The organism is Coriobacteriia bacterium, from assembly GCA_013334745.1.
GTDB lineage: Bacteria > Actinomycetota > Coriobacteriia > Anaerosomatales > JAAXUF01 > JAAXWY01.
This window is the reverse complement of sequence record JAAXWY010000067.1, coordinates 2,413-9,598: the sequence shown is the minus strand read 5'-3', so window position 1 is coordinate 9,598 and position 7,186 is coordinate 2,413. Positions and strand designations below refer to the sequence as shown.

Below are 7,186 nucleotides of genomic sequence, written 5' to 3'. Positions count from 1 at the left end.
TCAGCGCCACTCTCGAAGCCGGCGTCCACCAACGTGCCGTCGGCGGCCAGCGCGGGCAGCGCGAACGCGAGTGCGAGGACGAGTGCGAGTGAGACTGCCAGCGCGAATGACGCCAAGCGCCGAATGCGAGTCACGGACCCCAAGTTCCCACCCATATGACGACCCCTTCCAAAGGGCGTTATGACCCGAGGAAGGAGACGCGTAGCCCTTGGCAGGGGCATCGATAGGATGGTCTGGAGTGAAGAAAACTACGTGACCGGCCCACACGTTCCTTCACCGGGCCGGTCTCACCACTGGCTCCCCGTCGTCACTGCAAGGTGACCGATTATTGCCGACGGATCAACGCCTCCCAAGTGGATTCAGAGTAGTCCCTGCAGCGCTCACAATCAACCGCATCAAGCACGAATTGTGAGATTCGTCACACTGTCCGCGGGCCATTCGACAACGCCACGCCGCCATGAGAGAGCGCCCGCCGCCATGGTGGCAACGGGCGCTCGTCATCCTCGCTTCGGGCAGTTGCCTACTTCCAGTAGCGGATGCCCTCAACCTGGGTCGATGGGTGCGGCGCGCAGTTGGCGGAGCACGCATCGACGACCCAGTATCCGCTGCCGAGATACGTCTTGAAGCGGAAGCCAACGACGCTCTCGGAACGGTACTGCGGCGGGTCGGTCACATAGCCGATCAGACGCGGACGCACCCAGCCGTGCGGAATCCTGACGTGGCACGAGATGCACTTGCGCTGATCGCCTGTATACGAGCCACCCCAGTGATTCTGGACGTTGTGGATCGGATTCTTGCTCGACATGTCGTGGCACTTGGTGCAGATCAGGTTGCTCGGGCTGGGCGCCCCGCTCTGGAAGTAGTACAGCTTCGCGCTCTCCCATGACCCGGAGTACTCGGGATCCATCATGAACGGCTGCGACGAGCCATGGGGGCCCTTGGCGCCCGCGACCGAGCCACTCGAGTGACAATCCGAGCAGGTCATCGCCGAATTCGGTGTCCAGCCCGGCTTGAGGTTGTTCCAGAACTCCAGGCCGATCGTGTACCCGTCGGCCGCGGTGAAGCTGGTGCGCACTCCCCCGCCCGGGATACCGAGCACGTTGTGATAGCTCGCGTTGTTCGGATTGAACTCGCGCGAGAGGTCCGAGGCGCCCCTGCCGTTGCTGCCACCCGTCGTCGGCAGCGACGTGACGCTGGTGTGGCACTTGAAGCAGACGTAGGCCTCAGCATCACGAGCGTCGCCCGTCAGGCGAATCGGGCTGTACGAGCTAGCGGACTCGCCGGGGGTATCGGACCACGCAGGCACGACGCCCGTCGCGCCACGCATCGCTCCGCCGACCGCGGTTCCCGTCGTGTGCGTGCCCGGCTGTGCGGCGTGAGCATCGTGGCAGTCGACACACTCGGCGTGACGGTTGCCGACGCCGACGCCCTCAGTCGTCTCGGTGTCGCGGTGAACCGCCTGGATGCCGGTGGTCGGGTGGCCGTACGTCGAGGACATCGAGCTCGCGACGTCCTGTGCACCCGGCGCAGCCTTACCCACCGTCCCGTTGCCGTGGCACTGCAGGCACAGGTTCTCCTCGAACGCAGCGCCGCTGCGGTTGTCACGTTCACCGACGGTGCCGCCAGCGAACGTATCGGGCTTCGTCCACGCCAGCAAGCTCGAGTTGTCCGAGCCGTGCGGATCGTGACACGTCTCGCACGTCGCCTTGGTGCCGCCCGTGGTGTAGTGACCGGACTGCTTGAACGACGCGCCCGGCACGTCCTTGTTCCATCCCGCGAATGAGATGCCCTCCAGCGGTGATGAGAAGCCGACGGTGTACGGGACGGTGGCTCCACCGGCGACCGCCTCGCTCGTGTGGCAGCGCAGACAGAAGTCGGTGGTAGACCCATCGCCCACCGTGCTCATTGGCGCGCTTGTGTCGCGCGGATCCGAGACGCGGCTCATATCCCATGCCGAGCCGTCGCCCTTCGCCACGCTGTGAGCGTTGTGGCAGCTTACACAGGTCATCGAGCCGATGCGCTCGAGGCGCTCGTCTTCAGCCGTTGCGATGAAGAGCGGAAGCGTCGGCAGCGTGCCCACGCCATCGGTCTTGGTGCGTAGCGCGAACTGCAGCTTCGGCCACTCGTCGACCGAGAGCGACGTCAGGTCGATGCTGCCCGGCTGGGTGATGTTCGTGAAGCCCGGGATCGGCACATAGCTGGAGCCATTCCAGCCGCGGACCTGTGCGTAGCTATCCGCAGGCGCTCCATCCGACCATGCCCACGATGCGGTCTTCCAGCGATCCGCTCCGCTTTCGGCGATGGCCTCGGGAGCCAGGTACACGCCCTCGCCATTGCCGCAGGTGATCGACCAATTCGTGATCCGCGGCGTGCGGTAGGGATCGCTCGTCGACAGGTCACCGCGTAGCCGCAGCTTGGTCCACTCGGTCGCACTCAGCCCCGAGAGGTCCGCGCTACTGCCCGGCATGTTGCTGAAACCGGGAATCTCGACCCACTCTGAGCCGTTCCAGCCCTCGAGCGTCACGGTCGCGGTAGCCACGCCCGAGATGTTCGATGCGACCCACGCTGCACCGCCCCAGGTGGCGGACTCCGCCGGAGCCTGGGCAACGGTCGAGTACCGTGACTCGGCTTGCGAGGGGTACCCGGTGCCTACCTGGCTAAACAACCCGGCGGGCGTGTCGAGGAACTTGATGGTGCCGTAGCCATCGGCGACGAGCGGACTTGTCGGGATGGTGGACCACTGCGCAGGCCATGAGGATGCGTTGAGCGGGTCGGCCGGGATGTCGATGCGCGACGTGAATCGGCCGGTACCGTTGTCCCACGCGTAGAGGCGATCCTGGCCGTCGGTCTCGAACTGCGGCGTCGAACCGATGGCGAGGCCCACGCTCGTCGAAGTCGGCCACGGCGCAATGGTGACGGTGGAGGAGCCGGAGCGCGCGACCACCATGCGCCGCCAATGCTGACCGCCCTTGTAGACCGACTGATCCTGCAGGCCGAACAGGTAGTCGTGACCACCGCGGTTGACGACCTGCAACTTCATCAGCCAGTCGTAGTCGGCGACATAGGGCCAGGCGAACTCGGTGTTGCGGGTGGCCGTGATCGTACCGACCTGTGACCGCGGCGCGTCGATGTAGTAGAGGTAGCCGTCGCCGGTGTTCGTGCGGGAGAGCCACGGACCGTACGAGTTCTTGTCGATGAGCCAGAGGCGGTCGAGCTCAGGCGAGTACGCCACGCTCGACGCGGTCCCGAGGTAGAACGGCTTGCCGGCGAAGTTCGTGACCGAGAACGTCGAGATGATCTGCTGCGTCGTGATGTCCATGACCTTGATGGTCGTGGGGTTCGTTCCGTTGTTGTATGAGTACGGGATGTACACGACGTTGTGTGCCGAGTCGACCACGCCGTTGTAGGGCATCGTGTCGGTCGGCGCCGAGGTGAACGTCGACGCGGGAGGCAGGCCGGGCGTCCAGTCGACGCGACCGATGCGGTACGTCGTGGCCTCGTAGGAACCCAGAGCCTGCAGCGTGGTCGAGCCGGACAGCGCGTTCGCGCCCATCGTGAAACCGGTGAGGTCCTGCGGATCCCACCCACCGTTCCACTCGTTGGTGGCCGGGTCATACTGCGCGATCTTCGTCAGGTTACTGAAGCGGAAGAACTGGTACATGAGCGGCCCGCCGGGGAACGGACGAGAAACGGTGCCGGTCGTGAGCGTGGATGCCGCGAGCGCCTCGGAGACGACCACGGCGCTGTCGGTGCGCAGGTACGCCGGTGCGGGGTCGTAGGCACCCACCTGAACGACCTTGCGCGTGCCCATCGTGCCGCCCGGATACGTGCGCTTCGCGGTGACCTTCCACTGGCTCAGGCGCGGCGTCGTGTAACGGTCCGAGGAGGTGTCCATCGTCGCCACTACGCGCAGCTTGGACCACTGAGCGGTCGACAGCGCGGAGAGGTCGATCGGGCCGCTCGTGCTCTCGAGACCGGGAAGTGGCAGGAAGCTCGACCCGTCCCATCCTTCGACCGACACCGTGACGCGCGTTCCGTTTGCAGCCGTCGACTTGAAGCTGAGCGCACCCCAGCTCGAGGCAAGTGCGGGCGCGTTGACCTCAGTCGATACCGAGCCGGTCCACTCATAGCCGTAATGCGTGCGATCCGGCGGCTGCACCGAGCCCAAGAATGACAGCGCGTAGCCGTCAGGCGAGCTCGGCGCGGCGGGCAGCTGCTCCCACTCGCCCCAGGCGCCGGCGACCGGGTCGCTCGGGATAAGGATGCGCTTGATGACGTTGCCGTATGCGCTGTACAGGTACTGTCCGCCGTCCCACGCGAGCTCGAGGTGACTGTCGGGCGTGCCTGCCCCCCACGGGTAGAGTCCGAGCGAGGTGACGGTCGGCGAGGTATCGCCGAGTCCGCTGACAATCTGCAGCTCGTCGACGTTGGTGCCGTTGCGGCCCATCACGAAGAGGTAGTCGCTGCCACCGATCGTCGCGCGCTGCATGCGCGTCGAGACGGTGGTGTTGCCGGTCGCGCCATCACCGCCGTTGGTGACGAAGACGCCGGTGTCCGTAGCCATCGCGGGCGAGCCTACCGTGCTCGGCGAATCGATGGTGTAGAGCCGACCGTTGGGAACGACCGCGTTGCTGCCGCCCACCGGGTTCTGGCCGTTGCGATTGATGATGAACAGCTTGTCGGTCTGCGGGGAGTACGCGATCGATGCGCCGGTCCCCAGGTTCATCCACTCGCTCGCACTGGCCTTGAGCTGCACCGAGTCGGCGGCGCCCGAGTCCATGTTGCGGCGGAACACGTCGAGTGAGTTGCTGCCGTAGTCCCAGTACACCGAGGAGTGCGCCTCGTCGACGGCGACCTCGCCGCCTTCCCCACCGGGGCCGTAGAAGCCGGGCCCGGTGCCCAGATCGGTCCACGTCCCGGGGTTGGAACGGTCACCCTGCTCGAATCGGTACATGCGCCACACGTAGTCCACGGTGTTGAGCATGAACTGGTGGACCTTGCCCTTGTACATGAACACGGACTTCACGTCGGAACCGTGCGGGTCCACCAGGCCGACCATCGGGATCTCGTACTCGTCGCCGTTCCAGACGCCGGTGTTCAGGTTGTAGTTGTGCGAGGTCTTGTTGAGCCAGTACGACTCGTTGGTCGTATCGGCCACCTGCGCGAGCAGACGGGGCGCGGCAGGGAACGTGACGACCCAGCTTGCGTCGGCAAGCCTCGGCGTGTTCGAGCCGAGATCGAGCGTCGCGTTCACGAAGGTGTCGGCGGCGAACTCGGCGTAGCGGTCCTGCTCCATCGCCACGACCGTCTCGGTGACGACATCGGTGCCGCCGGCGTTGATCGGGTGGCTGCTCGTGCGAGCGAACTCGGCCTTCACGTCTCGGCCGTTCCACGCGAACGGCGCGGTGCCGACACTCGCCGTCTCAGCGCTGTCGGCCGAGTGGCAGCGGAAGCACAGCTTGGACTGGTTGTCGTCGACCGCAGGCGTCAGCCCGGTGCGATACGCGACGTGGCCGGTGGCCTCGTCGGACCGGTGGTCGTGGCACGCCTCGCACTGCCGGCCGGTGTCGACGCTCGCGACGCTGCCGGCGGTCACCGCCATGCCGTGGGCCGAGGATGCGTACGAAGCCGAGACGCTGTGGCACTCCTCGCAGTCAGCGTTCGACGACTGCGTCATGTTGGAGTGCGGGAGGGTCGCATGACAGGCGACGCACGTGCCGTCCCAGCCGTTGACCAGCGTCAGCACCTTGGCGTGGCACGCGTTGCACGAAACGGCCGTGCGGCCACCCGTCGTACGCGCATGCTCGGTGGTCAGCGACGTCTCGTGGCAGTTGCCCAGGCACGACGCGCTCGCGCCTGGCACCTGGTGTGCTGTCGACAGCCCGCTGTGCATCTCGGTTGCCGATCCGACCGCGTGGCATCCGTCCTCGACGCATCCGCCGTCCCACGACCCGGCCAGAGCGGTCTTGGGAGTCGGATGGCACGCCGCGCAGCTCGAAGCCGCCGAGGATGACGTCGGCTTGGCGTGCTCGCCGAGCAGACTCGTGTCGTGGCAGTCGGCGCATGACGCGCCGGTATCGGCAAGCTCTGTCGCACCGGCGGTGGCGTCGTGGCGGTCGGGCACGATCGGGCTGTTGGGCTGGTACGGCGGCGGGTAGGCGCCCACACGCAGCCAACCGACCGATGTCAGCAGCGCGTTGTCGGACTCGGCGTCGTCTGAGAACACCGTCGTACCGGTGCCGTCGGTGATTGCGATGTCATCGATCGCGAGTCCCGCATAGTTGTAGTAGCGATCCGTGACGTACCGGAAACGGATGGCCGCCTCCTGACCCGCGTACGCGCTCAGGTCGAAGGTAGCGGGAATCCAACCGCCGGACATGCCGTTGATGCCGTTGCCCAGATTCAGGCCGTTGGGATCGCTTGTGGTGGTGATGTCGCCCGCGATGGAATCCCACGTCACACCGTCGGTCGAGACTTCGACGTAGCCGTAGTCCTTGCCGGACTCCGCCGAGTAGTTGGTCATGAACTCCAGCGTCGCCGACGCGGGAACCGTCATCGTCTCAACCTGAAGTGTTGTGTCGTTCAGCGAGCCAGCGGTGGAGCGCAGGCCGGCGTACCACATCTTTGCGCCCGCATAGACCGGGATCGGGTCGGGCGGAACGTTGGTGATGCCGAAGTAGTCTGTGTGGCAGAACTGGCAGTCGTAGTTGGTCAGCGCTTCGTTCCAGCCGCCTGGCGGGTTCTCGGCGTAGTAGTCGCCCACCGCGGCATCCGCCGGATCGTTGAGGTATTTGATGTTGTTGTGGTGCATGTAGCTGACGTCGCCACCCCAGCCGCCCTCGTGGCAGGTGACACAGGCGGTCGTGGGCGTCACGCCCTCACCGTGGCAGGTGACGCAGCCGCCGGTACCGGCATGCACGTTGGCGTGCAGCTGGGACACGTCGGAGATGTCGTGGCAGTACATGCCGGGCAGGCCCTCGCAGCCGTAACCCGAGTACGCCGAGCCGGCGCCGGTGTCGTTACCAGCGTGCGTGCCGGCAGGGACGGTGTGGCGCTTGACCGAGTGACACGCCGAGCAGGTCTTGTCCCATGGCTGGACCGAGTCGACCATGTCGGCATGACAGTCGGAACAGGCAGCGGTGGTGTGAACCTGACCAAGCGTCGCCGGGTGGCAGGTGCCCGCACA

1 protein-coding gene and 1 riboswitch are annotated in these 7,186 nt (G+C 66.1%); the gene reads right to left on the bottom strand.

Going from position 1 to position 7,186, the window contains the following annotated elements:
* Positions 1-271: 271 nt before the first annotated feature.
* A riboswitch (cyclic di-GMP riboswitch) is annotated at positions 272-359 on the bottom strand.
* 161 nt (positions 360-520) lie between these two features.
* On the bottom strand, positions 521-7,111 hold the full coding sequence (locus HGB10_11445) for a hypothetical protein (protein NTU72416.1): 6,591 nt from the start codon (positions 7,109-7,111) through the stop codon (positions 521-523).
* Between the last annotated feature and the right edge of the window lie 75 nt (positions 7,112-7,186).